Source organism: Streptomyces sp. NPDC058751 (assembly GCF_042746485.1).
GTDB lineage: Bacteria > Actinomycetota > Actinomycetes > Streptomycetales > Streptomycetaceae > Streptomyces.
The window spans coordinates 25,951-47,421 of sequence record NZ_JBHYPZ010000044.1; the positions used below are offsets into that span (position 1 = coordinate 25,951).

At 71.0% G+C, this 21,471-nt stretch carries 20 protein-coding genes; 14 read left to right on the top strand and 6 right to left on the bottom strand.

Annotation, left to right across the window (positions count from 1 at the left end):
* Positions 1-25 precede the first annotated feature (25 nt).
* Positions 26-454 carry a pyridoxamine 5'-phosphate oxidase family protein gene (locus ACFW6B_RS32305; protein WP_386601651.1) on the bottom strand — a complete coding sequence of 143 codons (429 nt, stop codon included), beginning with the start codon at positions 452-454 and terminating at the stop codon, positions 26-28.
* On the bottom strand, positions 444-1,937 hold the full coding sequence (locus ACFW6B_RS32310) for an MFS transporter (RefSeq protein ID WP_386601653.1): 1,494 nt from the start codon (positions 1,935-1,937) through the stop codon (positions 444-446). Before ACFW6B_RS32310 ends, ACFW6B_RS32305 begins: the two co-directional genes overlap by 11 nt.
* A gap of 468 nt (positions 1,938-2,405) precedes the next feature.
* Between ACFW6B_RS32310 and ACFW6B_RS32315 the strand changes: the two genes are divergently transcribed.
* A complete protein-coding gene (locus tag ACFW6B_RS32315) occupies positions 2,406-3,104 on the top strand; it encodes a class I SAM-dependent methyltransferase (protein ID WP_386601655.1) in 699 nt (232 codons plus the stop codon).
* 127 nt (positions 3,105-3,231) lie between these two features.
* On the opposite strand, the gene ACFW6B_RS32320 is transcribed toward ACFW6B_RS32315, so the two are convergent.
* Complete coding sequence (locus ACFW6B_RS32320) at positions 3,232-3,630, bottom strand: winged helix-turn-helix transcriptional regulator (RefSeq protein WP_386601657.1); 399 nt, start codon at positions 3,628-3,630, stop codon at positions 3,232-3,234.
* Positions 3,631-4,257: 627 nt separating this feature from the next.
* Here ACFW6B_RS32320 and ACFW6B_RS32325 point away from each other — a divergent pair.
* From ACFW6B_RS32325 to ACFW6B_RS32385, 13 genes are all read left to right on the top strand, one after another.
* On the top strand, positions 4,258-4,974 hold the full coding sequence (locus tag ACFW6B_RS32325) for a response regulator transcription factor (protein WP_386601659.1): 717 nt from the start codon (positions 4,258-4,260) through the stop codon (positions 4,972-4,974).
* A 386-nt stretch (positions 4,975-5,360) separates the two neighbouring features.
* Positions 5,361-7,118, top strand: coding sequence for a biotin carboxylase N-terminal domain-containing protein (locus ACFW6B_RS32330; protein ID WP_386601661.1), 1,758 nt, complete (start codon positions 5,361-5,363; stop codon positions 7,116-7,118).
* A 97-nt stretch (positions 7,119-7,215) separates the two neighbouring features.
* Positions 7,216-7,545, top strand: a complete 330-nt coding sequence (locus tag ACFW6B_RS32335) for a TcmI family type II polyketide cyclase (RefSeq protein ID WP_386601663.1) — start codon at positions 7,216-7,218, stop codon at positions 7,543-7,545.
* On the top strand, positions 7,542-8,813 hold the full coding sequence (locus tag ACFW6B_RS32340; RefSeq protein WP_386601665.1) for a beta-ketoacyl-[acyl-carrier-protein] synthase family protein: 1,272 nt from the start codon (positions 7,542-7,544) through the stop codon (positions 8,811-8,813). The genes ACFW6B_RS32335 and ACFW6B_RS32340 overlap by 4 nt, the downstream gene beginning before the upstream one ends.
* The gene (locus ACFW6B_RS32345) at positions 8,810-10,018 is read left to right on the top strand and encodes a ketosynthase chain-length factor (RefSeq protein WP_386601668.1); all 1,209 of its coding nucleotides are present in this window, start codon (positions 8,810-8,812) and stop codon (positions 10,016-10,018) included. The genes ACFW6B_RS32340 and ACFW6B_RS32345 overlap by 4 nt, the downstream gene beginning before the upstream one ends.
* 91 nt (positions 10,019-10,109) lie before the next feature.
* The gene (locus ACFW6B_RS32350) at positions 10,110-10,382 is read left to right on the top strand and encodes an acyl carrier protein (RefSeq protein ID WP_386601670.1); all 273 of its coding nucleotides are present in this window, start codon (positions 10,110-10,112) and stop codon (positions 10,380-10,382) included.
* Between the two features lie 131 nt (positions 10,383-10,513).
* A complete protein-coding gene (locus tag ACFW6B_RS32355) occupies positions 10,514-11,296 on the top strand; it encodes an SDR family NAD(P)-dependent oxidoreductase (RefSeq protein WP_386601673.1) in 783 nt (260 codons plus the stop codon).
* Positions 11,297-11,365: 69 nt separating this feature from the next.
* A complete protein-coding gene (locus tag ACFW6B_RS32360; protein WP_386601675.1) occupies positions 11,366-12,310 on the top strand; it encodes an aromatase/cyclase in 945 nt (314 codons plus the stop codon).
* A gap of 2 nt (positions 12,311-12,312) precedes the next feature.
* Positions 12,313-13,815, top strand: coding sequence for an FAD-dependent monooxygenase (locus tag ACFW6B_RS32365; protein ID WP_386601677.1), 1,503 nt, complete (start codon positions 12,313-12,315; stop codon positions 13,813-13,815).
* A 70-nt stretch (positions 13,816-13,885) separates the two neighbouring features.
* Positions 13,886-15,388: an FAD-dependent monooxygenase gene (locus tag ACFW6B_RS32370; protein WP_386601680.1), complete on the top strand. Its 1,503-nt coding sequence runs from the start codon at positions 13,886-13,888 to the stop codon at positions 15,386-15,388.
* A gap of 57 nt (positions 15,389-15,445) precedes the next feature.
* On the top strand, positions 15,446-17,029 hold the full coding sequence (locus tag ACFW6B_RS32375; protein ID WP_386601682.1) for an acyl-CoA carboxylase subunit beta: 1,584 nt from the start codon (positions 15,446-15,448) through the stop codon (positions 17,027-17,029).
* Positions 17,030-17,114: 85 nt separating this feature from the next.
* Positions 17,115-17,342 carry an acyl-CoA carboxylase subunit epsilon gene (locus ACFW6B_RS32380; RefSeq protein ID WP_386601684.1) on the top strand — a complete coding sequence of 76 codons (228 nt, stop codon included), beginning with the start codon at positions 17,115-17,117 and terminating at the stop codon, positions 17,340-17,342.
* A 170-nt stretch (positions 17,343-17,512) separates the two neighbouring features.
* On the top strand, positions 17,513-18,496 hold the full coding sequence (locus ACFW6B_RS32385; protein WP_386601686.1) for a carbohydrate kinase family protein: 984 nt from the start codon (positions 17,513-17,515) through the stop codon (positions 18,494-18,496).
* A gap of 33 nt (positions 18,497-18,529) precedes the next feature.
* Here the strand turns inward: ACFW6B_RS32385 and ACFW6B_RS32390 are convergent, their stop codons facing one another.
* Genes ACFW6B_RS32390 through ACFW6B_RS32400 form a run of 3 tightly spaced genes read right to left on the bottom strand, consistent with a single transcriptional unit; the run spans position 18,530 to position 21,437 of the window.
* Complete coding sequence (locus ACFW6B_RS32390) at positions 18,530-19,210, bottom strand: lactate utilization protein C (RefSeq protein WP_386601688.1); 681 nt, start codon at positions 19,208-19,210, stop codon at positions 18,530-18,532.
* Positions 19,207-20,685 (bottom strand): lactate utilization protein B, encoded by a 1,479-nt coding sequence (locus tag ACFW6B_RS32395; RefSeq protein ID WP_386601690.1) that lies wholly within the window; start codon positions 20,683-20,685, stop codon positions 19,207-19,209. Before ACFW6B_RS32395 ends, ACFW6B_RS32390 begins: the two co-directional genes overlap by 4 nt.
* Positions 20,682-21,437, bottom strand: a complete 756-nt coding sequence (locus ACFW6B_RS32400) for a (Fe-S)-binding protein (protein WP_386601692.1) — start codon at positions 21,435-21,437, stop codon at positions 20,682-20,684. The genes ACFW6B_RS32395 and ACFW6B_RS32400 overlap by 4 nt, the downstream gene beginning before the upstream one ends.
* Positions 21,438-21,471: the final 34 nt, after the last annotated feature.

A 21,471-nucleotide genomic window follows, 5' to 3' on the forward strand; every position in this document is an offset into this window, starting at 1 on the left:
GGTATCGGTGCGGGGCCCGGCGGGCTTACCAGAGCCCCATGACGCGGTTCACTGCGATCTCGATGACGACCAGTCCCGGGAGGTTCGGCGGCGGCGCCGTGTACCGCTGGGCGTACCGGCGTACTCCTTCGGCCACGTGCTCCGGGTCCTTGGAGACGGTCGCGATGCCTTCGAGGGTGATCCAGTGGAACTGGACCGCCTGACAGATCGCCACGGGCCGGTCGGGGTTGGCCAGTACGTTCCTGGTCTTCGCCCGCGAGTCGGTCGTCATGACCCGGACCAGCCCGGACTCGTCGTCCCAGCTGAACCGGACCGGCGCGAGATGGGCCGAGCCGTCCGGTCTCAGGGTGGTGAGAACGCCGACGTGGGGTGCTGCCAGCAGGCGTTCGGCACCTGGCGGCAGGTGCCGGGCCCGCTGGGTCTCCTGCGCGTCCAACTGCCGGCTATCCCGCATTGGCGCCCGCTGCCTCGCTCGAGAGTTCACCGCTCGCGGGTGCGGGCTGGGCCTTCAGCATGGGAAGCAGCAGCGAGAGGGCGAGCGCGACCAGCATCAGGCAGTACCCGACCTGGAAGGCGTGGTGGAACACGTCCGTCAGGGTGTCCGCGATCCGCGTCGGGTTCCCCCCGGCGGCTGCGATCTTCTGGGGGAGGTCGTGCAGGGCGATGGTCGCGGCCACCGCCAGGCCGAGGGCACCACCCAGTTCCTGGCTGGTGTTGATCAGACCAGCCGCCACACCGGCCTGCTTCTCGGAGATTCCGATCTGAGCGGCGATCTGGAGGGGCACGAACGAGAAGCCCATGCCCAGCCCGAAGATCATGAACGCCGGCAGGACGTCGGTGAGGTAGCTGGCGTCGGAGCCGGCCCGCGACAGGAGGAAGAGGCTGAGGCTGCAGAGGAACAGGCCCGTGAGGAGCACGGGCTTCGCCGCGGTCTTGGTGACCAGCTGAGAAGCGACGCCCGCGCCGACGCCGGCCATCAACGCCTGCGGCACGTAGGCCATTCCGGTCTTGATCGGGCTGTAGCCCAGGACCTGCTGCATGTACAGGCTCGCGAAGTAGAACAGGCTCACCACGCCGCCGAGGAAGAACACGGTCGCCATGTTCGCCGTCCTGAGCGTGGGCGCCCGGAAGATGGCGAACGGCACGAGCGGGTCCCGCCTGCGCTGCTCGATCACGATGAAGGCGATCAGCAGGACACCGGAGGCGATGAGCGTGGGGAGGACCCGCGCGGAGCTCCACCCGTAGGTGATCGCCTCGTCGAGCGAGTAGATCAGCAGCATGAGACTGCTGGTGATGACGATGGCACCGGGGATGTCGAAGGGCCTGCGCTCGCCCCGGCTCTCGGGCAGGACCCTGGGTGCCAGGAGCACGGCGGCGGCGGCGATCGGCACGTTGATGAAGAAGATCCACCGCCAGCCCGGCCCCTCGGTGAGGAGCCCGCCGAAGACGACTCCGGCGATGGAGGCGATGCCGGCCAGCCCGCCCCAGATACCGAGCGCCTTGTTCCGGGCCTCGCCCTCGGCGAAGGTGACGGTCAGCAGGCTGAGGGCCGCCGGAGCGATCAGCGCGGCCCCGAACCCCTGGACGCCACGGCTCACGAAGAGCAGGACGGCGTCCTGAGACGCCCCTCCCACCAGCGAGGCCAGGCCGAAGAGCGCGAGTCCCACCTGGAGAATCCTGCGCCGTCCGTATTTGTCGGCCAGACGTGAACCCATAAGAAGGCAGCCGCCGAGAATTGTTCCGTATGCCGTCACCACGTAAGTGAGATCAGCCGCGGAGATTCCGAGGCCCTTTTGCAACGACGGCAGCGCGACGTTCACGATCGACACGTCGAGGAACACCATGAACTGGGCGACGCAGAGAAATGCCAGGATAAGGCCGGGACTCTTGGCAGTGGTGACGGCGGGTGCCGGCGCACCCGCGGATGAAGTGCTCATTGAGCGTCTCCTCAGACTGTTTCGGAGCGACGCCGCGACGCTAGCACCCGGCTACTCGTGGTTACCAAGCAGAAAGTGCCTGGCAGAGTCGGTTTCCGGTGGTGGTCGAGCGGGTCGGGTCGGCTCTCCGCGTGTCCGGGGACCCGAACGCGGGCCGCGTCGCGCCCCGGCCCGGGCCGCGCCGGCCGACGGCGACACAGACTTAACAAACTTGCGGGATTCCTGACACTGGAGATCTGTACCGGTCTCGGACGCGCCCGCAATGATGTGGATACGCGCTTTCCTCCTCACCCGGAGAGAGAAAGCCCCCCACGACTTCGTCCGGCGGCGCGGCAGCACGTTTTCCAAAGCCCGTCATGTCGTCGCGCTCCTCTCTCGACGTCACTTTCCTCGGGTGCTTCCCACGGACGGTGCGGCGAATCGCCGGAAAGCGCGGGGCCGGTGCGCTCAACAACAAAGGAGACACGAATGAGCGAGCAGCAAGGTGTGGACGTCGACCTCGGATCCGTCGACTTCAACATCGTGTACGACGGGGGCGAGCTGGTGCCCGGGCTGATCACCAAGGGTGTTCCCTGGGACATCGAGGAGGTCCAGCCGGGGGTCGTCGAGTTCGAGCGCCGGAACCGGTTCCGCGGTGCGGTTCTCGACGCCGGATGCGGTCTCGCCGACAACGCCGCCTATCTCGCCCAGCGCGGCCACAAGGTCGCGGCGTTCGATGCCTCGTCCTCCGCGATCAGGCAGGCGAAGGAGCGTCACCAGGGGATCGACATCGAGCTCTTCGTCGCGGACGCGACCAAGCTGACCGGGTACGAGAACCGTTTCGACACGGTGATGGACAGCGCGCTCTACCACGTCCTGGACGCCGACGACCGGCGGCTCTACCTCGAGGCGCTGCGCCGCGTCACCAAGGAGGGCGCCTGGCTCAACATGCTCGTCTTCGCGGACGTTCCGGGCGGGATGCCGGCCCCCATGTCCGTTCCGGAGGACACCCTGCGGGCGTCCATCGCCGACGGCGGATGGGAGATCACCAGCATGGAGATGGGCACCTTCTCGGGTGTGGAATCCATCATGGATGTTTTTCTCAAGCAGTTCGGTGTGGTCCCCAACACCGACGAGAAGGGCGTGATCCACGTACCGACCTGGCTGATCGAGACCAAGCGGGTCTGATTCCGGCCGATCGCGCGAAGCGCGCCCGCCCCCTGCCCACCGGTCACCGGTTCGGGCGGGGGGCGGGCGCGCTGTCGCGGGCCGGCCGCCTGCTACCGGGCCATGACGACCGGTCCCGCGGCCGGTCTCAGCGGCGCACGCGCACGAGGTCGCGGTCCTCGTAGTCGAGCCTGGCCTGCCGAACCTTGACCAGGTTCTCGCCGGACCAGTTCGCGAGCACCTCGAAAACCCCCGCCAGGCTGCTTCCCAGTTCGCTGATCTCGTACTCGACGCGCGCCGGTACGCCGGGGTGAGAGGTGCGCACCACCAGGCCGTCACGTTCCAGCTTCCGCAGCGTGTCGGTCAGCACCTTGGGTGTGATCGTCATGATCCGGCGTTCCAGTTCCCCGAAGCGCTGCCTGCCGCATGCGTGAAGTGTCCACAGGATCGGTGTGGTCCACCGGCTGAACACGATCTCGACCACCGGGCCGATCGGGCAGGCTTCCTCCGGACGCCCGACGTGAACTACCTCGACTTCACTGCTCATTGCTGTATCCCTCCCGGATCGCGAGCATCCCGATCGTAAGCGCCGAGCCTGCGCGGGTGTGAATGGGCGACTCCGGCACATCGGAGTCCTTGCTTGCCGGATGAGGCTAATTCCCTTGGGTGGGGCCCAATTTACCGTTGTCGGCTGAGCAGTGTCCATCGCGGACCTGCGGGCCGGCCGATGATTCGTTCCGACGGGCGCGTGACGACGCCGTGCGCCCGGGCGACGCGGGTGCGCCACCGCCGTCGAAGGCCCGTCGGCGCGCCGGGGCCGATTCCGGTACTGCCTCTTTTCGCCACGGATGGCTTGTTCCTTGCGGACCAGACACGCCGGTCGGCCACTATTCGTTGTCCGGCGCGGCCTCTGTTGATGGACTGCGTGTGCACCGGTGGCCATCGGGTGGACGGCAGAAATCTAGAAAAGCCCTGTCCGGCGAAGCTTTCCAGGAGGTAAGCATTACGCGCGGTGGTATACGGACTGCATAAGGAGTGTGACCCAGTTCACGCCGCTCCTGTGCTGTTCACCCTTGGCCAGTAATTTATTGACAAACCGATGAACATGTTTGTAAGGTTGCTTGCGTTGGCTTGAACTGTGCAATTGAACTGGGCAACCAATATGGGGGAGTAAATGGGTCACCGCACTACAACTTCCGAGCCCCACAGTCCAATCTCGCTGAGTTCTTCGGAGTCCTGGCGTGTCCTTGTCGTGGAGAAGGACAGAGGGGCCATGGAGACCCTGCGGGGAGACCTGAGTCGACACGGTCATCAGGTCGAGGGGGTCCATACGGGTGCGGCGGCGCTCCAGGCGTGCGAGGACGCCGACATCGTACTGATCGACTTCGACCTGCCGGACATCGACGGCCTGGAGGTCTGCCGCGGGATCCGCACGCTGTCGGACGTCGCGCTGATCGCGGTCACCTCGTGGGGAAGTGAGCTGGACCGGGTGCTCGGCCTGCAGGCCGGCGCCGACGACTACGTGGTCAAACCGTACGGCTGCCGGGAGTTGATCGCCCGGATGGAAGCCGTCATGCGTCGCGTCCAGGCCGGGCCGCAGACCGGCAAGGTCATTTCGCACGGACCGCTCCGGATCGACGTCAGTCTGCGCGAGGTGAGCCTGGAGGGCCGCGAGGTCGACGTCACGCGCAAGGAGTTCGACCTGCTCTGCCTGCTCGCCTCCCATCCGCGTACGGTGATCCCGCGCAAACGGATAATGCAGCAGGTGTGGGGCGACTCCTGGTCCCGGCGGACGGTCGACACGCACGTCAGCAGCCTCCGTACGAAACTCGGCGGAAGCGACTGGATCGTGACGGTCCGGGGCGTCGGATTTCGGATCGGCTACAACTGAAAGTCAGTCGAATTCCGGCGGAACCAGTGAATCGAGCGCTCGGAATTATCGGCACGGGGAACAGCGTGGAGAACATCGGCAGTAATGCGGACGGTAAGTCGCCGGAATGAGCGCAGACTGCCGCCGTCGATAATCGGTACGTCACCAGGGGCGGGCTCCGCAAAACGGAGCCCGCCTTTTCGTATTTGAATCCGGTGAGGGTGCCGGCTCGGCCGTCGTGGTGCCGCCTGACGGTTCCCTGACGTCTTCCTGGCGAAGTGCCGACAAAATGTCCCTGTCCCTGCAATTCCTGACCGAAGGCTGAATCGGAGCACCTTGAACGGTGTCCTGCCGGTGTCTGACCATGGATTCCACACCGATATTCCGTTCGGCAGGAGGGGGCCGTCGTGCGCAAGGTACTCATCGCCAACCGCGGTGAAATCGCGGTTCGCGTCGCCCGTGCCTGCAGGGACGCGGGGATCGCCGGCGTGGCGGTCTACGCGGACCCGGACCGGGACGCGCTGCACGTCCGTGTGGCCGACGAGGCCTACGCCCTGGGCGGCGACACACCGGCCACCAGCTATCTGGACACCCGCAGGGTGCTGTCGGCCGCCGCCGAATCCGGCGCCGACGCGCTCCACCCCGGTTACGGATTCCTCTCGGAGAACGCGGACTTCGCCCAGGCCGTCATCGACGCCGGTCTGACCTGGATCGGCCCGCCCCCACAGGCCATTCGCGAGCTGGGCGACAAAGTGGCGGCCCGTCGCATCGCCCGGCGCGCCGGCGCTCCCCTGGTCGCCGGAACCCCCGGCCCGGTCACCGGTGCCGAGCAGGTCGTGGCCTTCGCCGAGGAACACGGCCTGCCCGTCGCCATCAAGGCCGCTTTCGGCGGCGGCGGCCGCGGTCTGAAGGTCGCCCGCACCCTTGCCGAGATCCCCGACCTCTACGACTCCGCCGTCCGTGAGGCGATGACCGCCTTCGGCCGCGGCGAATGCTTCGTGGAGCGTTACCTCGACCGGCCCCGGCACGTGGAAACCCAGTGCCTGGCCGACACCCACGGCAACGTCGTGGTCGTCTCCACCCGTGACTGCTCCCTCCAGCGCCGCCACCAGAAACTGGTCGAGGAAGCCCCCGCGCCCTGGCTGACCCCCGAGCAGGACCGGCAGCTCCGCTCCGCCTCCAAGGCCATCCTCGGGGAGGCCGGCTACGTCGGGGCCGGTACCTGCGAGTTCCTCGTCGGCCAGGACGGCACCATCTCCTTCCTCGAGGTCAACACCCGTCTTCAGGTCGAACACCCCGTCACCGAGGAGGTCTCCGGCATCGACCTGGTCCGCGAGATGTTCCGCATCGCCGACGGCGAACCACTCGGCTACGACGACCCCCCGCTGCGTGGCCATTCCTTCGAGTTCCGTATCAACGGAGAGGACCCGGGACGGAACTTCCTGCCCGCCCCCGGCACCGTCACCCGCTTCGACCCGCCCTCCGGCCCCGGAGTGCGGCTGGACACCGGCGTGACCTCCGGCAGCGTCATCGGGCCGGCCTGGGACTCCCTGCTGGCCAAACTCGTCGTCACCGGAGCCACTCGCCGACAGGCCCTCCAGCGCGCCGCCCGCGCGCTGGACGAGTTCCGCGTCGAGGGCATGGCCACCGTCCTGCCCTTCCACCGCGCCGTCGTCACGGACTCCGCCTTCGCCCCCGAGCACGGACCGTTCACCGTCCACACCCGCTGGATCGAGACGGAGTTCACCCACACCATCCAGCCGTTCTCCGGACCGGCGTCCGACGAGGAGGAGGCGTCCGACAGGGAGACCGTCGTGGTCGAGGTCGGGGGGAAACGCCTGGAGGTGTCCCTGCCCTCGCGCCTGGGGGCCGTCCTGTCCCGCCCCGGCCCGGCCGTCGGCACCAGACCCACCCGCCGGGCCCCCGGCCGCGCGGGCGCCACCATCTCGGGCGACACCCTGCCCTCTCCCATGCAGGGGACCGTCGTCAAGGTCGCCGTGGAGGAGAACCAGCAGGTCGCCGAGGGGGACCTGATCGTGGTCCTGGAGGCGATGAAGATGGAACAGCCTCTCAACGCCCACCGCTCCGGCACCGTCATCGGCCTCACCGCGGAAGTGGGCTCCTCCATCTCCTCAGGCGCCGTCATCTGCGAGATCAAGAACTGACCGTCACCGCCGGACACCAGGCCACCGCACAGGACCGGCCCCACCGACAGCAGCCCCCACGGGCCCGAGAGCGCGAAGAACCCAAGGAGACAACCTCATGCACAGCACTCTGATCGTGGCCCGGATGCAGCCCGAATCGGAGGTGGACGTCGCACAGCTCTTCACCGACTTCGACCGGACCGAGATGCCCCGGCTGATGGGCACGCGCCGACGCCAGCTCTTCCACTACCGGGGCCTGTACTTCCACCTGCAGGACTTCGACGCCGACAACGGCGGCACCCTGATCGAGAAGGCCAGGACCGACGAGAGGTTCGTGCGGATCAGCGAGGACCTCAAGCCCTACATCGAGGCGTACGATCCGGCCACCTGGCGCTCCCCGGCCGATGCCATGGCCACCCGCTTCTACAACTGGGAGGCCGGCGCGTGACCGGCCGCCGCGTCGTGATCACCGGGATCGAGGTCCTGGCCCCCGGCGGGGTCGGAGCCGACGCCTTCTGGGACCTGATCAGCAACGGGCGCACCGCGACCCGGGGCATCACCTTCTTCGACCCGTCGCCCTTCCGCTCCCGGGTCGCCGCCGAGATCGACTTCGACCCGGAGGCCCACGGGCTCGGTCCCCAGGAGATCCGACGGATGGACCGGGCCGCGCAGTTCGCCGTGGTCGCCGCCCGGGGCGCGGTGAAGGACTCGGGCCTGGACCTCGCCGGGCTGGACCCCTACCGGGTCGGAGTGACCGTGGGCAGCGCGGTCGGCGCCACCATGGGCCTGGACGAGGAGTACCGCGTCGTCAGCGACGGCGGCCGACTGCACCTCGTCGACCACACCTATGCCGTGCCGCACCTCTACAACTACCTGGTGCCCAGCTCCTTCGCGGCCGAGGTGGCCTGGGCCGTCGACGCCCAGGGACCCAGCACGGTGGTCTCCACCGGCTGCACCTCCGGCATCGACTCGGTCGGCTACGCGGCCGACCTCATCCGCGAGGGAACGGCCGACGTCATGATCGCCGGATCGTCCGACGCGCCGATCTCCCCGATAACGCTCGCCTGCTTCGACGCGATCAAGGCGACCACCCCTCGTGACGACGATCCGGGCACCGCCTCCAGGCCCTTCGACGGTACCCGCAACGGCTTCGTACTCGGAGAGGGCGCCGCGGTGTTCGTCCTGGAGGAACTGGAGCGGGCACGGGCACGGGGCGCGCACATCTACACCGAGATCGCCGGCTACGCCACCCGCAGCAACGCCTACCACATGACCGGACTGCGCCCGGACGGCGCGGAGATGGCCGAGGCGATCCGGGTCGCGCTCGACGAGGCACACATGAATCCCGACCAGATCGACTACGTCAACGCCCACGGCTCGGGCACCAAGCAGAACGACCGGCACGAGACCTCCGCGTTCAAGAGGAGCCTCGGCGAACACGCCTACGACGTCCCGGTCAGCTCCATCAAATCGATGGTGGGCCACTCGCTGGGCGCGATCGGCTCCATCGAGATCGCCGCTTCCGCACTGGCGATGGAGCACTCGCTCGTGCCGCCGACCGCGAATCTGCACACCCCCGATCCCGAATGCGACCTGGACTACGTGCCGCTGACCGCGCGCGAGCAGCGCAGCGACGCCGTACTGACCGTCGGCAGCGGCTTCGGCGGCTTCCAGAGCGCGATGGTGCTCGCCCGGCCGGAGAGGAGCGCGGCATGACCGGGAAGGCGGTGGTGACCGGTCTGGGGATCGCGGCGCCCAACGGCCTGGGCACCGCGGACTTCTGGGACAGCACCCGAAGCGGCAAGTCCGGCATCGGTCTGATCACCCGGTTCGACCCGACGGGCTATCCGGCCCGGCTGGCCGGCGAGATACCCGGTTTCACCGCGGAGGACCACCTGCCCAGCCGGCTGATTCCGCAGACCGACCGCATGACCCGGCTGGCGCTGGTGGCGGCGGACTGGGCACTCGAGGACGCCGGGGTGCGCCCGGACGAACTGCCGCCCTTCGACATGGGTGTCGTCACCGCCAGTTCCTCGGGCGGATTCGAGTTCGGCCAGGGCGAGTTGCAGGCGCTGTGGAGCAGGGGCAGCCGGTATGTCAGCGCGTACCAGTCGTTCGCCTGGTTCTACGCCGTCAACAGCGGCCAGATCTCCATCCGCAACGGGATGAAGGGCCCCAGCAGCGTCGTCGTGAGCGACCAGGCCGGCGGTCTCGACGCGGTGGCCCAGGCCCGTCGGCAGATCCGGCGCGGTACCCGGCTGGTCGTCTCCGGCGCGATCGACGCGTCCATCTGCCCCTGGGGGTGGGTGGCCCAACTGGCCGGTGAGCGGCTGAGCACGAGCGAGTGCGTCAGCCGGGCGTACCTGCCCTTCGACGCGGCGGCCACCGGCCACGTGCCGGGCGAGGGCGGTGCGATCGTGGTGCTGGAGTCGGAGGAGTCCGCGCTCCGGCGCGGCGCCCGCCGCTACGGCGAGATCGCCGGCTACGGCGCCACCTTCGACCCTCGGCCCGGCAGCGGGCGGGAACCGGGCCTGCGCAAGGCGATCGAGCTGGCGCTCGCGGACGCGGACGCGGAGCCCGGTGACGTCGACGTGGTCTTCGCCGACGCCGCGGCCGTCCCCGAACTGGACCTGGTCGAGGCAGAGGCGATCAGCGCGGTGTTCGGACCGCGCGGGGTACCGGTCACCGCGCCCAAGACCATGACGGGCCGTCTGTACTCCGGAGCCGGGCCACTGGATCTGGCCACGGCGCTGCTGTCGATGGACGCCGGTCTCATCCCGCCGACGGTCAACGTCGACCCGGCGCCCGGATACGGCCTCGACCTCGTCGTCGAGCGGCGAACCGCGCGGGTGCGCTGCGCACTGGTGCTGGCCCGGGGCGAAGGCGGCTTCAACTCGGCGCTGCTGGTACGTGCGGCCTGACCCGGCCGTCCGCGGACCCCACACCTCGCGCACGGCCACCGGCACTTCCCGAACGGACCACCACGGACCCACGAAAGGCAGGGAACACCCCATGGAGACCCGACTCTTCACCCTCGACGACCTCAGGCGAATCCTGACGGAGGGCGCCGGCGCGGACGAGACCGTGGATCTCGACGGCGACATCCTCGACCTCGGCTTCGGCGACCTCGGCTACGAGTCGCTGGCACTGCTGGAGACCGGCAGCCGGATCGAGCGCGAGTACGGCATCACGCTCGACGACGACGAGCTCACCGACGGCGCCACCCCCCGGCGCCTCATCGACGCGGTGAACGCCCGGCTGTCGGTTCCGGCCGACGCCGCCTGACCCCCAACTCGCCGGGAGCGCACCGCGACGCCTCCCGCTCAGGACGACCCGCCGGGCGGGACACGCCCGGCGGCTCGCCCCTCCACGACCGCACGACACGTCACGACGCACACGGGAAAGCGGGTACCAGCATGTCTCGACAGCCACGGGTCGCTCTTGTCACCGGCGCCACCAGCGGCATAGGACTGGCCTCGGCCCGGCAACTCGCCGGACAGGGGCTGCGGGTGTACGTCGGCGCGCGCAGCGCGGACGGTGTGACCGCCACGGTCAAGGAGCTCCAGGCCGAGGGCGCCGACGTGGACGGCAGCACCCTGGACGTGCGTTCGGGGGACAGCGCACGCGGGTTCGTGCAGGCGGCGGTGGACCGTTTCGGCGGCGTCGACGTCCTCGTGAACAACGCCGGCCGCAGCGGTGGCGGCGTCACCGCCGACATCACCGACGAACTGTGGCTCGACGTCATCGAGACCAACCTCAACAGCGTCTTCCGCATGACCCGGGAAGTGCTCACGACCGGTGGTCTGCGGGACAGGCCGTGGGGCCGCATCATCAACATCGCCTCCACCGCCGGCAAGCAGGGCGTGGTGCTCGGCGCCCCCTACTCGGCGTCCAAGCACGGCGTGGTGGGCTTCACGAAGGCGCTCGGCAACGAGCTGGCCCCCACCGGTATCACCGTCAACGCGGTCTGCCCCGGCTACGTGGAGACGCCGATGGCGCAGCGCGTACGCCAGGGCTACGCCGCCGCCTACGACACCGACGAGGAGACGATCCTCGAGCGCTTCCAGGCCAAGATCCCACTGGGTCGCTACTCCACCCCCGAAGAGGTCGCCGGCATGGTCGGCTACCTGGCCTCCGACGCGGCCGGCTCGGTCACCTCCCAGGCGATCAACGTCTGCGGCGGCCTCGGCAACTTCTGACCGTTCCGCCGTGGAACCGTCCCCGCCCGGCGTCCGCCCGTCCCTCCTCCACAGCCAAGGAGTCAGAGCATGCCCACGCACGCCCCGCGCCAGGTCGAGCACACCATCACGGTGGCCGCTCCGCCCGAAGCCGTCTACGAGCTGATCGCCGACGTCCGCAACTGGCCGCGGATCTTCCCGCCGACCATCCACGTCGACTACACCCAGCGGGGAGAGCACGACGAGTACATCCGGATCTGGGCCACCGCCAACGGCACGGCCAAGAACTGGACCTCCCGCCGCATCCTCCAGCCCGAACAGCGCCGGATCAACTTCCAGCAGACCGTCTCGGCCCCGCCGGTGGCGTCGATGGGCGGAGCCTGGCTCATCGAGGAGCACGCCGACGGCTCTCTGGTGCGGCTCCTGCACGAGTACCGCTCCGTCGACGACGATCCGGAGGGCCTGGCCTGGATCGACCAGGCGGTCGACCGCAACTCCCGCTCCGAGCTGGCCGCCCTCAAGAAGAACGTGGAGACGGCGCACGCGGCCGGCGACCTCACGTTCTCCTTCGAGGACTCGGTGGACATCGAGGGCCGGGCCGAGGACGTGTTCGCCTTCGTCGACGAGGCCAACCTGTGGTCGGACCGGCTGCCGCACGTGGCCAAGGTCCGGTTGGAGGAGGTCGAGCAGGGCCTGCAGGTACTGGAGATGGACACCGTCGCCAAGGACGGCTCCACGCACACCACCAAGTCCTTCCGGGTCACCTTCCCCCACCACGGCATCGCCTACAAGCAGGTCACGCTGCCCGCGCTGCTGACGCTCCACACCGGCTACTGGACGTTCGCCGAGCGAGAGGGCGGCGGTGTCACCGCCACCTCGCAGCACACCGTCGTACTCGATCCCGACGCCGTCGCCGGTGTTCTCGGCCCGCAGGCCACGGTCGCGGATGCGCGCGCCTACGTGCGGACCGCGCTGAGCACCAACAGCCTGGCCACGCTCCGCCACGCCAAGGCGTACGCAGAGAAAGCCCGCTGACGATGCCCTCCGGCCCCGCACCGGCCCGGCCGCCCGCCGCCGAGGACGCACAGGTCGTCGTCGTGGGCGCCGGCCCGGTCGGGCTGATGCTCGCCGGCGAACTGCGCCTCGGCGGCGCCCAGGTGGTCGTCCTGGAGCGGCGGGAGACGCCGACCACCCAGTCACGCGCCTCGACACTGCACGCCCGCACGATGGAGATCTTCGACGCCCGCGGCCTGCTCGCCGATCTCGGCTCGCCGCCGAACGAGCCGCGCGGCCACTTCGGCGGCCTGCCGATGGACCTGACCCTGTCCTCCCCCCACCCGGGCCAGTGGAAGGTGCCGCAGACCAGGACCGAGGAACTGCTGCACAAGTGGGCGCTCTCCCTGGGCGCGGACCTGCGGCGCGGCTGGGAGGTCACCGAGCTCACCGACACGGGCGACGGGGTCGAGGCGGTGGCGGCCACCCCGGCCGGTGAGCGACGGCTGCGCGCGTCCTGGCTGGTCGCCTGCGACGGACAGGACAGCACGGTCCGCGCACTGCTCGGGGCGGACTTCCCCGGCACGGGCGCCGTCCGGGAGCTGCTGCGGGCCGACGTCGGCGGAATAGCCGTCGCCGACCGGCGCTTCGAGCGCCTGCGGAACGGCCTGGCGATCGCCTCCCGGATGCCGGGCGGGCTGACCCGGGTGATGGTGCACGCCTTCGGCCGCCCCGCCGGGCGGCGGACGGGCGCGCCCGGCTTCGCCGAGGTCGTCGAGGCGTGGAGGCACGTCACCGGCGAGGACATCGGCCACGGCCGACCGGTGTGGGTGAACGCCTTCGACGACGCCAACCGCCAGCTCGCCTCGTACCGTCACGGGCGGGTGCTGTTCGCCGGTGACGCCGCTCACGTGCAGATGCCCAGCGGAGGCCAGGCCCTCAACCTCGGGCTGCAGGACGCGGTCAACCTGGGCTGGAAGCTCGCCCTGGAAGTCGGCCCGCGGCCGGTCGACGGGCTGCTGGACACGTACCACGCCGAGCGTCACGCGGTCGGCGCCCGGGTGCTGGCCAACATCCGCGCACAGGGACTGCTGCTGCTGGGCGGCCCGGAGGTGCGGCCGGTCCGGGCGCTGCTGGCCGAGTTGCTCGCCGCCGAACCGGTCCGGACACATCTGGCCGGCATGATCACCGGCCTGGACGTCCGCTACCCGGTCGGTGCGGCGGCCGGCCATCCGCTGGCGGGTGCCCGCCTGCCGCATCTGGAGCTGGACACCGGCCGCGGCCCCGCCACCACCGCGGAGCTCATGCGGGCCGGCGGTGGGCTGCTGCTCGACCTGGCCGGCCGCAGCGACCTGCGCTGGACGGGGAAGCTGTGGTCGGACCGGGTCACCACCGTCGCCGTACGGCCGGGAGCCGCCGCCGCGGCCCTGGGCTCCGATGCCGTACTGGTCCGGCCCGACGGCTACGTGGCCTGGGCCGGCGGCGGGAAGGAGGCCGCGCTCGACGCACTCAGGCGGTGGTTCGGCCCGCCCGAGCCGGGGCTCTGAGCTCACTCCGGCGACGACGGGAGCGGAACGGAACGCACCACCGCAAGGCAATCAGGAAGGTGGAGGACGTATGGACCGCTTGGACACTGATGTGATCGTGATCGGCGCGGGTCCGGCCGGATTGATGGCCGCCGGCGAACTGCGCCTGGGGGGCGCCCGGGTGATCGTCCTGGAGCGCCTGGCACAGCCGACCGGACAGTCCCGCGGCCTGGGCTTCACCGCCCGGGCGATGGAGGTCTTCGACCAACGCGGGCTGCTTCCGGGGTTCGGCCCGCTGGAGCGGAGCCCGCTGGGCCACTTCGGCGGAGTGCGCTTCGACTACACGGTGCTGCCCGACGCCCACTTCGGGGCCCGGGGAGTGCCCCAGTACCAGACCGAGGCCGTACTTGAGGACTGGGCCACGGGGCTGGGCGCGGACCTGCGGCGCGGCTGGGAGGTCACCGCCCTCGCCGACAGGGGCGACGGGGTCGAGGTGGTGGCGGCCACCCCGGAGGGCGGGCGGCGGCTGCGCGCCTCGTGGGTGGTGGGCTGCGACGGCGGGCAGAGCACCGTCCGGCGCATGGCGGGCTTCACCTTCTCCGGGACGTCCGCCACCCGTGAGATGTACCTCGCGGACGTGGTCGGCGGCGGCATACGGCCCCGCTTCCTCGGCGAGCGGCTGCCCGGGGGCATGGTGATGGCCGCTCCGCTGCGCGAGGGCGTCGACCGGATCATCGTCTGCCCGCACGGCACCCCCGCCCGGGACCGCGCCGAGGCGGTCGGCTTCGCCGAGGTGGCCGCCGCCTGGGAGCGGATCACCGGCGAGTCCATCGCCGACCGCTCCGCGGAGTGGGTCAGCTCCTTCACCGACGCCTCGCGGCAGGCCGACGAGTACCGTCGCGGCCGGGTACTGCTCGCCGGCGACGCGGCCCACATCCATCTGCCGGCCGGTGGGCAGGGCCTGAGCACCGGAGTGCAGGACGCGGTGAACCTCGGCTGGAAGCTGGCCGCCGTCGTCCAGGGGTGGGCACCGGCAGAGCTGCTCGACACCTACGAGGCCGAGCGCCACCCCGTGGGCGCCCGGCTGCTGATGAACACCCGCGCGCAGAACCTGGTCTTCCTCGGCGGCGACGAGTCCGAGCCGCTGCGCGAGCTGTTCGCCGGGCTGATCGCCATCGACGACGTGAAACGGCATCTGGCCGGTGTGGTCAGCGGGCTCGACGTGGTCTACGACATGGGCGGCGACGCGGCGGCGGCAGGGCCGCTGTACGGGCGCCGCCTGCCGCCCCGCCAGCTGACCGCCGAGGGCGGGACGACCACCACCGCCCGCCTGCTCCACCCCGCTCAGGGAGTGCTGATCGACCTGGCCGACGACCCCGGGGTCCGGGCCGTCGCGGCCGGCTGGAAGGACCGGGTCGTGCTGACCACCGCCGAACCCGTGGAGCCGGACGCGCTCGACGGAGCCACCGCCCTCCTGGTGCGGCCGGACGGCTACGTCGCCTGGTCCCGGCCCGGGGCACCCGGCGGGACCGACGGCCCGGACGGGCTGGACGCGGCGCTGAGGCGCTGGTTCGGCGCCCCGACGGCGGGCTGACCGACCCGAGCGTCCGTGTCCGCGTCCACCGCATTCGACCAGAGGAAGGAGGGTGGGATGACCGTCACCGACCACGAGTCCGCGAGCCCGCCGCCCGGCCCCGGCTCACTGGAGGAGCTGCAGGCGATCCGGGAACTGGCGCGCAACGGCCCCGACGGCAAGGCCACCGAACGGCAGCACGCCAAGGGCAAACTCACCGCGCACGAGCGGATCGAGCTTCTGCTCGACAAGGACAGTTTCACCGAGATCGAGGCGCTGCGCCGGCACCGGGCCACCGGTTTCGGCCTGGAGGCCAAGCGCCCCTACACGGACGGCGTGATCACCGGGTGGGGGACGGTGCACGGGCGGACGGTGTTCGTGTACGCGCACGACTTCCGGATCTTCGGCGGCGCGCTGGGCGAGGCCCACGCCACGAAGATCCACAAGATCATGGACATGGCCATCGCGGCCGGCGCCCCGCTGGTGTCGCTGAACGACGGCGCCGGCGCCCGTATCCAGGAGGGCGTCTCCGCGCTCGCCGGCTACGGCGGCATCTTCCAGCGCAACACCAAGGCCTCCGGCGTCATCCCGCAGATCTCGGTGATGCTCGGCCCCTGTGCGGGCGGCGCGGCCTACAGCCCCGCCCTCACGGACTTCGTGTTCATGGTCCGCGAGACCTCGCAGATGTTCATCACCGGCCCCGACGTGGTGCAGGCGGTCACCGGCGAGGAGATCACCCAGAACGGCCTGGGCGGCGCCGACGTCCACGCGACCGTCTCCGGCGTGTGCCACTTCGTGTACGACGACGAGCGGGCCTGCCTGGAGGAGGTGCGCTACCTGCTGTCGCTGCTGCCGCAGAACAATCGCGAACTGCCGCCCCCCGCCGTCGCGTCGGACCCGGCGGACCGGGCCGTGGACGCGCTGCTCGACCTGGTGCCCGCCGACGGCAACCGCTCCTACGACGTCCGCGGTGTGATCGAGGAGGTCGTCGACGACGGCGAGCACATGGAGGTGCACGCCGGGTGGGCCCCCAACCTGGTGTGCTCGCTGGCCCGGATCGACGGCCACGTGGTCGGGATCGTGGCCAACCAGCCGGCCGCCACCGCCGGCGTGCTGGACATCAGGGCCAGCGAGAAGGGGGCGCGGTTCGTGCAGTTCTGCGACTCCTTCAACATCCCCCTGGTCACCCTCGTCGACGTGCCCGGCTTCCTGCCCGGTGTCGACCAGGAGCACGACGGGATCATCCGGCGCGGCGCCAAACTGCTCTACGCCTACTGCAACGCCACCGTGCCCCGGGTGTCGGTGGTACTGCGCAAGGCGTACGGCGGCGCGTACATCGTGATGGACTCCCGCTCCATCGGCGCCGACGTGTCGCTGGCCTGGCCGACCAACGAGATCGCCGTGATGGGGGCCGAGGGCGCGGCCAATGTCGTCTTCCGCCGGGAGATCGCCGCCGCCGCCGATCCGGAGGACATGCGGCGGCGCAAGATCGAGGAGTACCGCAAGGAGTTGGTCCACCCGTACTTCGCCGCAGAGCGCGGACTGGTGGACGACGTGATCGACCCCCGCGACACCCGGGCCGTGCTCGCCAGCGTCCTGGCGATGCTCACGGCCAAGTCCTCGGCGCTGCCCAGCCGCAAGCACGGCAACCCACCGCAGTGATCCGGCGCCGCGTCCGTGCCCGCGGCGTCCGTGCCCGTTCCACCCCGTGACGCGTCACGCCCAGCCGACCCGGAAGGACCTGCCCATGGACCCGTCGACCCCCCGTTCCGCCGGCGCTCTGCGCGTGCACCGGGGCCACGCGGACCCCGAGGACCTCGCCGCGCTCATGGCCGTGCTCCACGCACGCGCCGCCGCCTTCGACGCCGAGCCCCGTCCGCCCGCCGACGGGGTCCACCCGGCCGCGGGATGGCACCGCCCGGAGCGGCACACCCCCTACACGGACCCGCGCTCCTGGCACTCCCCCCGTCCCTGACCCACGCCCCGGTGCTCACGGTCCGGCACCCGCTCCTGTCGCGGTCCCGCCGGGCCGGCCGACGGCGCCCGGTCCCGTGCGCCGAGAGGAACCACCCCCGTCACCGCCGACAACCGGAGGAACGACATGTCCCGTCGCCCGTTCACCGCGCAAGGCCGCGGGGGTGTGAGGTGCGCGTAGCGGTCACCGGCTCGATCGCCACCGACCATCTGATGCGCTTCCCCGGCCGCTTCACCGACCAGCTCGTGCCGGAGGAGCTCGACCACGTGTCGCTCTCGTTCCTCGTGGACGACCTGCACGTACGCCGCGGCGGCGTGGCCGCGAACATCGCGTTCGGCCTCGGGTGCCTCGGCATGCGCCCCGTGCTCGTCGGGGCCGTGGGCCGCGACTTCGAGGAGTACGGTGACTGGCTCCGCCGCCATGGTGTGGACACCCGGTGGACGCACGTGTCGCAGACCCGGCACACCGCGCGGTTCCTGTGCACGACGGACGACGACGGCAACCAGATCGCCTCCTTCTACCCCGGCGCGATGGACGAGGCCGCCACGATCGACCTCGGCGCGGTGGCGGAACGTGTCGACGGCCTCGACCTCGTGGTGATCGGGGCGAACGCCCCGGAGGCGATGCTGCGGCACACACGGGACTGCCGTGCGGCGCGGCTGCCCTTCGTGGCCGATCCGTCCCAGCAGCTCGCACGACTCGGGGGAGAGGAGATCGAGGACCTGGTCGTCGGCGCCGACCACCTCTTCACGAACGAGTACGAGAGCGGCCTGCTGCTGCGCAAGACCGGGTGGACGACGGCCGACGTGCTCGCTCGCGTCGGCACCTGGGTCACGACACTGGGCGAGAAGGGCTGCCGGGTCCAGCGGACGGACGAGCCGCCCGTCGAGGTCGCGGCGGTGCCCGTCGCCGGACCGGGGGATCCCACCGGCGTCGGCGACGGGTTCCGCGCGGGTTTCCTCGCGGCGCTCGCATGGGGACTCACACCGACCCGGGCCGCCCAGCTCGGCTGCGCGGTGGCCGCGAACGTGCTGCGGGCGGTCGGGCCGCAGGAGTACCGGCTGCGGGGTGAGGAACTGCTGGCGCTGTGCGGCTCGGTCTACGGAACCGAGGCCGCCGACGACCTCGGTCGCCACCTGGTCCAGGAGCGCTGATCCGCGCCCGGCCGCTCCGGCCGGGCGCGTCCGTCACCCCTCGCCCACCAGGACCACCTCCAGGGTGCGCGGGCCGTGCACCCCCTCCACCCGGTCCAGTTCGATGTCGCTGGTGGCGGACGGGCCGGAGATCCAGGTCATCGGGCGCGCCGGGTCCAGACGTTCCAGCGCCCGGGGGACGGAGGCCACCACCTGCCCGGGGACGCGGACCACGCAGATGTGGTGGTCAGGGACCAGGGTGATCCGGCGGCGGCCCTGGTCCGGACCGCCGTCGAGGACGATCGTGCCGGTCTCGGCGACGGCGACGGCGCAGCCGGTCACCACGCTCTCCACCTCGTCGAGCTCACGGGGCGTGCTCGCGGCGCGGTCGTGGACCCGCACGCAGTCCGCCGCCGACATCCACGCGGGCGGGAGCCCCGGCGGCACGAGCACGCGCCGGGACCCGCGTTCGGCGAGCAACCGCTTCACGACGTACGGCAGTTCGCCCTCGGTGGTGCGGTGCACGACCGCCCGGTAGCCCGCCAGGTTCTCCGCGAGCAGGTCCACCGTCTCCGCGACGCTCCGCGTGCCGTGCTCCCGCAGATAATCCCGGCCGACCACCTGCTCGTACCGCGTGTCCCTCCCCGGCGGTCCGGGCACCGGGGGAGTGCCGTCCCGGGGCACGTCCGCGAGAGCCCGGCGCACCCGGCCGAGGACCAGATCCCTGCTGCTCACCCCGTCACGTCCTTTCCGCCCCGCGTGCGCTGCCACCACACGCGGAACGACTCCGCCGGGACCGCGGGCAGTTCGCGCGTCCCGCTCCACGCCCTGCCGGGGCCCGGCAGGGTCCGCGGATGGAAGCGGCGGGTCCCCGACGCCAGCCGCTGCCCGGCGCGCAGGACGCCGGGACGGCTGAACGCCCAGCGCGCCGCGCGCATCGCCGCCCGCTCGGCGGCGTGTCCCCCGGCCGGCTTCAGCACGACCGTGTCGCCCTCCCGGGTCGTCCGCCCGCCCTGCGCGACCCTCTCCCGCAGATGGACGAGCACTTCGGGGATGTCGATGGCGACCGGACAGACCTCGTAACAGGCCCCGCACAGCGAGGAGGCGTACGGCAGGGAGGCGTCGATCTCGCTCGCGGTGCCCCGGAGCTGCGGACTGAGGATCGCGCCGATCGGGCCCGGGTAGACCGAGCCGTAGGCGTGGCCGCCCGCCCGCTCGTACACCGGGCAGACGTTGAGGCACGCCGAGCAGCGGATGCAGCGCAGCGCCTGGCGTCCGACCTCGTCGGCGAGCGTGTCGGTGCGGCCGTTGTCCAGCAGGACCAGATGGAAGGCCCGGGGGCCGTCCCCGTCCGTGGTGCCCGTCCACATCGAGGTGTACGGGTTCATGCGCTCGGCCGTCGAGGAGCGCGGCAGCGTCTGCAGGAACACCTCCAGGTCCCGCCAGGACGGCACGGTCTTCTCGATGCCGACGACCGAGATCAGGGTCTCGGGGAGCGTCAGGCACATCCGGCCGTTGCCCTCGGACTCGACGACCACGAGGGTGCCGGTCTCGGCGACCATGAAGTTGGCGCCGGAGATGCCGACCTTGGCGCGCAGGAACTTCTCCCGCAGATGCAGGCGGGCCGCCTCCGCCAGTTCGGCCGGCGTGTCGGTGAGGCCTTCGGGGGCCGCCCGACCCCAGGCGCCCATCTCGCGGACGAAGATGTCACGGATCTCGCCGCGGTTGCGGTGGATCGCCGGGACGAGGATGTGCGAGGGCCGGTCCTCGCCCAACTGCACGATGAGTTCGGCGAGATCGGTCTCGTACGCGCGGATGCCCGCGGCCTCCAGCGCCTCGTTGAGCCCGATCTCCTGCGTGGCCATCGACTTGACCTTGACGACCTCGCTCTCGCCGGTCGCCCTCACCAGGTCCGTGACGATCCGGTTGGCCTCCTCGGCGTCGGCGGCCCAGTGCACGATACCGCCGGCCGCGGTCACCGACTCCTCCAACCGCACGAGGTAGCGGTCGAGATGACGGAACGTGTGGTCCTTGATCCGCTTGCCCGCCTCGCGCAGCTCCGCCCAGTCGGAGACCTCGGCGACGGCCCTGGCCCGCTTGGCGCGGATGGTGTGGGTGGCGTGGCGCAGATTGCCGCGCAGCGTCGCGTCGCCGACCGCCTCGCGCGCCGCCTCGGGGAAGGCCGGCATACCGACGAACGTCCCGCTCACGCCGTCGCCCCCTCGGCCGTGCCCGCCAGGATCTCCGCGATGTGCACGGGCCGCATCCCCGTCCTGAGGCGGCCCATCGTGCCGCCGATGTGCATCAGACACGAGTTGTCCGCGGCGCACAGCACCTCGGCGCCCGTCGACTCCGCGTTGCGCACCTTGTCCGCGCCCATCGCCGCGGAGACGGCGGAGTTCTTGAGGGCGAAGGTGCCGCCGAAGCCGCAGCACTCCTCGGCGCCGGGCAGCTCGCGCAGTTCGAGCCCCCTGACGGCCTCCAGCAGCCGGCGCGGCCGGTCACCCAGCCCCAGACCGCGCAGTCCGTGACAGGTGGGGTGGTACGTCACGGTGTGCGGGTAGTACGCGCCGACGTCCGTCACACCGAGCACGTCCACCAGGAACTCGGTCAGCTCGTACGTCTTCGGCACGACCGGTGCCAGTGTCCTGGCCAGGGCGTCGCCGCGTCCTTCGGCCCTGGCCCGTTCACCCATCCGCGGGTACAGCTCCCGCACCATCGCCCCGCACGATCCGGAAGGCGTCACGATCGCCTCGTACTCCTCGAACACCTCGGCGAAACGCCGGGCGAGCGGCTCGGCGTCACGGCGGTAGCCGGTGTTGTAGTGCGCCTGGCCGCAACAGGTCTGCCCCATCGGGAAATCGACGTCGACACCCAGTCTGGTCAGCAGGTCCACGACGGCGCGGCCGGTGTCCGGGTACAGCGTGTCGTTGACACAGGTCAGGAACAGGGCGACACGCATCGCGGCTCCTCGGGGTCGGTCACGGACGGTTGCA

Bases quoted from the DNA above. Each gene is read 5' to 3' on its own strand.
- ACFW6B_RS32360 (WP_386601675.1), top strand. From the start codon at position 11,366: ATGCCCACGCACGCCCCGCGCCAGGTCGAGCACACCATCACGGTGGCC.
- ACFW6B_RS32350 (WP_386601670.1), top strand. From the start codon at position 10,110: ATGGAGACCCGACTCTTCACCCTCGACGACCTCAGGCGAATCCTGACG.
- ACFW6B_RS32335 (WP_386601663.1), top strand. From the start codon at position 7,216: ATGCACAGCACTCTGATCGTGGCCCGGATGCAGCCCGAATCGGAGGTG.
- ACFW6B_RS32310 (WP_386601653.1), bottom strand. From the start codon at position 1,937: ATGAGCACTTCATCCGCGGGTGCGCCGGCACCCGCCGTCACCACTGCC.
- ACFW6B_RS32375 (WP_386601682.1), top strand. From the start codon at position 15,446: ATGACCGTCACCGACCACGAGTCCGCGAGCCCGCCGCCCGGCCCCGGC.
- ACFW6B_RS32400 (WP_386601692.1), bottom strand. From the start codon at position 21,437: ATGCGTGTCGCCCTGTTCCTGACCTGTGTCAACGACACGCTGTACCCG.
- ACFW6B_RS32345 (WP_386601668.1), top strand. From the start codon at position 8,810: ATGACCGGGAAGGCGGTGGTGACCGGTCTGGGGATCGCGGCGCCCAAC.
- ACFW6B_RS32305 (WP_386601651.1), bottom strand. From the start codon at position 454: ATGCGGGATAGCCGGCAGTTGGACGCGCAGGAGACCCAGCGGGCCCGG.
- ACFW6B_RS32325 (WP_386601659.1), top strand. From the start codon at position 4,258: ATGGGTCACCGCACTACAACTTCCGAGCCCCACAGTCCAATCTCGCTG.
- ACFW6B_RS32370 (WP_386601680.1), top strand. From the start codon at position 13,886: ATGGACCGCTTGGACACTGATGTGATCGTGATCGGCGCGGGTCCGGCC.
- ACFW6B_RS32365 (WP_386601677.1), top strand. From the start codon at position 12,313: ATGCCCTCCGGCCCCGCACCGGCCCGGCCGCCCGCCGCCGAGGACGCA.
- ACFW6B_RS32380 (WP_386601684.1), top strand. From the start codon at position 17,115: ATGGACCCGTCGACCCCCCGTTCCGCCGGCGCTCTGCGCGTGCACCGG.
- ACFW6B_RS32355 (WP_386601673.1), top strand. From the start codon at position 10,514: ATGTCTCGACAGCCACGGGTCGCTCTTGTCACCGGCGCCACCAGCGGC.
- ACFW6B_RS32320 (WP_386601657.1), bottom strand. From the start codon at position 3,630: ATGAGCAGTGAAGTCGAGGTAGTTCACGTCGGGCGTCCGGAGGAAGCC.
- ACFW6B_RS32315 (WP_386601655.1), top strand. From the start codon at position 2,406: ATGAGCGAGCAGCAAGGTGTGGACGTCGACCTCGGATCCGTCGACTTC.